The organism is Dorea sp. AM13-35 (assembly GCF_003473885.1).
GTDB classification, from domain to species: domain Bacteria; phylum Bacillota; class Clostridia; order Lachnospirales; family Lachnospiraceae; genus Dorea_D; species Dorea_D hominis.
The window spans coordinates 1-2666 of record NZ_QUCZ01000015.1; the positions used below are offsets into that span (position 1 = coordinate 1).

Sequence of the window (2666 nt, forward strand, 5' to 3'; positions counted from 1 at the left end):
ATGAGCAATTTACCAGAGAAAATGAAAGCAATCGTTGCGTATGCACCTGGAGACTACAGATTTGAGATGGTGGACACACCAAGAGCCGGTGAGGGCGAGATGATCTTAAAAGTAGAAGCATGTGGTATCTGCGCAGGTGATACGAAAGCGTATGCAGGAGCTGCCAGCTTCTGGGGATTTGACGGACAGCCGAAGTACATCAAAGAACCGATGATCCCGGGACATGAGTTCGTTGGTAAAGTTGTAGAGATCGGACCAAACGTAAAAGGAAACTGGAAATTAGGCGACCGTATCTGTCCGGAACAGATCGTTCCTTGCGGAGAGTGTATGTTCTGTAAGACAGGCCGTCATTGGATGTGTGAGAAACATGATCTGTTCGGATTCCAGAAGAACGTAAATGGTGGTATGGCTGAGTATGTAAAATTGACAAAAGAAGCTCTTCCATATTTCGTACCGGCAGATATGCCGATCGAGCAGGCAGCGCTGATCGAGCCATATGCATGCTCTTTCCACTGCGTAGACCGTGCACAGGTTAAGACAACCGACGTTGTTGTACAGTCTGGTGTAGGAACACTCGGACTTGGTATGGTAGGTGCACTCCGTCAGGCAAATCCGAAGCTCCTCATCGTACTGGATATGAATGATGCACGTCTTGAGAAAGCAAAAGAGTTCGGAGCTGACCTGGTTATGAACCCTGGAAAAGAAGATGTTGTTGCAAAGATCAAAGAACTGACAGGTGGATACGGATGCGATATTTACATCGAAGCAAGCGGACATCCGTCCAGCGTACAGCAGGGACTGGACTGCATCCGTAAGATGGGAAGATTCGTAGAGTTCTCTGTATTCGGACAGCCGGTAACCGTAGATTGGAGTATTATTTCTGACCGTAAAGAATTAGACCTTCTCGGTGTACACTTAAGCCCGTTCTGCTATGACACAGTCATTGAATGGATCGGCAACGGCAAACTGCCGACAGACGGCGTCGTAACACACAAATTCCCACTGGAGAAATGGGAAGAAGGATTCCACATCGCGAAGACAGGCGAGAACGGAGCACTGAAGGTTGTGCTTGTGCCAGAGATGGAGGCTTAGTGATATCAAGGGACTAAGGTCTGTATCCACGTGAATTTACTCACAAGTGGATAACAGACCTTGGGATCTGCCCACCCGACATGAGCTTAAAAGCGGGATGATAATCCCGCGATATGCGAATGCAGGGTAGGATTGTGAGAGTGCGCAGCACGGAACAATCCGTGGGTATCACGTAATAGTATAGAGCATTATTATAGAAATGACATAGGAGATTCAGGAGGAAAATAGATATGCAGCGGATTATGAACAACCCGGACAATATCGTAGATGAGATGCTTAAAGGTTTTCTGAAAGCACATTCCGATATTGTAGAGAGCACAGAGAACGGAAGAGTTGTAAAAGCAAAAGACATTCCGGAAGGAAAAGTCGGAGTCGTAACCGGAGGAGGATCCGGACACAAACCGGCATTTGTCGGATATGTTGGAAAAAATATGTGTGACGCAGCAGCGGTCGGAGAGATCTGCTCTTCACCGACAGCAGCCGCATTCCTGGATGCATGCAAAGTAGCAGACCAGGGAAAAGGTGTTGCATGCTTATACGGAAACTATTCCGGAGATAACATGAATGTAAAGATGGCAGTGAAGATGGCAAAGAAAGCCGGAATTACAGTCAAAACGGTTGTAGCAAACGATGACGTAGCTTCCGCACCGAAGGATCAGAGAGAGAAGAGACGAGGTGTGGCAGGCGAAGTGCTGATGTGGAAAGTCGGCGGAGCAAAAGCTGCAAAAGGCGGCGATCTGGACGAAGTTATCGCAGCTGCACAGAAAGCCATTGACAATACAAGATCCGTAGGAATCGGTCTGACACCGTGTACCCTTCCGGCAGTCGGACATCCGAACTTCGAGATCAAAGAAGGAACGATGGAAGTCGGAATCGGACATCACGGAGAGCCGGGAATCGAAGTATGCCCGTTAGAGTCAGCCAATGAGATGGCAAAACGTATGGTAGACGTTGTCGTACCGGATTATCCGTTCGTAGAAGGGGACGAAGTTGTCGTACTCGTATCCGGACTCGGAGCAACACCGGTGATGGAACTGTATGTGCTGTATGATGAGATCGACAGACTCCTTACAGAAAAAGGAATCAAGACACATAAGGCATATGTAGGCAACTATTTCACATCCCTGGAGATGATGGGAGCAACCTTAACGGTCATGAAACTGGATGATGAATTAAAAGAGCTCATAGATATGCCGGCATACTCTATGGGACTGAAACAGGATTAGGAGGCTTTGTAAAATGGGAGCATTTAAAAACGCAGCAGGAAAACCGGTGCTGATGCGCATGGTAAAAGGGATCCAGGATAACAAAGCATATCTTGGGGAAGTAGACGGACTGATCGGAGACGGCGATCACGGAATGAACATGAACAAAGGATTCTCTGTATTTGAAGAGAGATTCAAAGATGAAGATATCAGTTTCTCCGAAGGACTGGACGAACTGGGAATGATCCTGTTAAATGAGATCGGAGGATCTATGGGACCGATCTATGGAACGATTTTCATGGACATGGCAGAAGCAGGAGAAGATCTGGATGAGATCACAGCGGCAGATCTTGGAACAATGCTGGAAGC

3 protein-coding genes are annotated in these 2666 nt (G+C 47.5%); all 3 read left to right on the forward strand.

Annotated features, from left to right (window positions below; translation table 11 throughout):
• The coding region (locus tag DW152_RS13165) for an alcohol dehydrogenase catalytic domain-containing protein (protein WP_021860017.1) at positions 1 to 1092 on the forward strand (1092 nt) is incomplete at its 5' end.
• Positions 1093 to 1322: 230 nt separating this feature from the next.
• On the forward strand, positions 1323 to 2318 hold the full coding sequence (locus DW152_RS13170; RefSeq protein WP_021860018.1) for a dihydroxyacetone kinase subunit DhaK: 996 nt from the start codon (positions 1323 to 1325) through the stop codon (positions 2316 to 2318).
• A 13-nt stretch (positions 2319 to 2331) separates the two neighbouring features.
• A partial coding sequence (locus DW152_RS13175; RefSeq protein WP_118288813.1) for a dihydroxyacetone kinase family protein occupies positions 2332 to 2666 on the forward strand: 335 nt, incomplete at its 3' end.

Coding starts and splice junctions, on each gene's coding strand:
- DW152_RS13170 (WP_021860018.1), top strand. CDS start 1,323: ATGCAGCGGATTATGAACAACCCGGACAATATCGTAGATGAGATGCTT.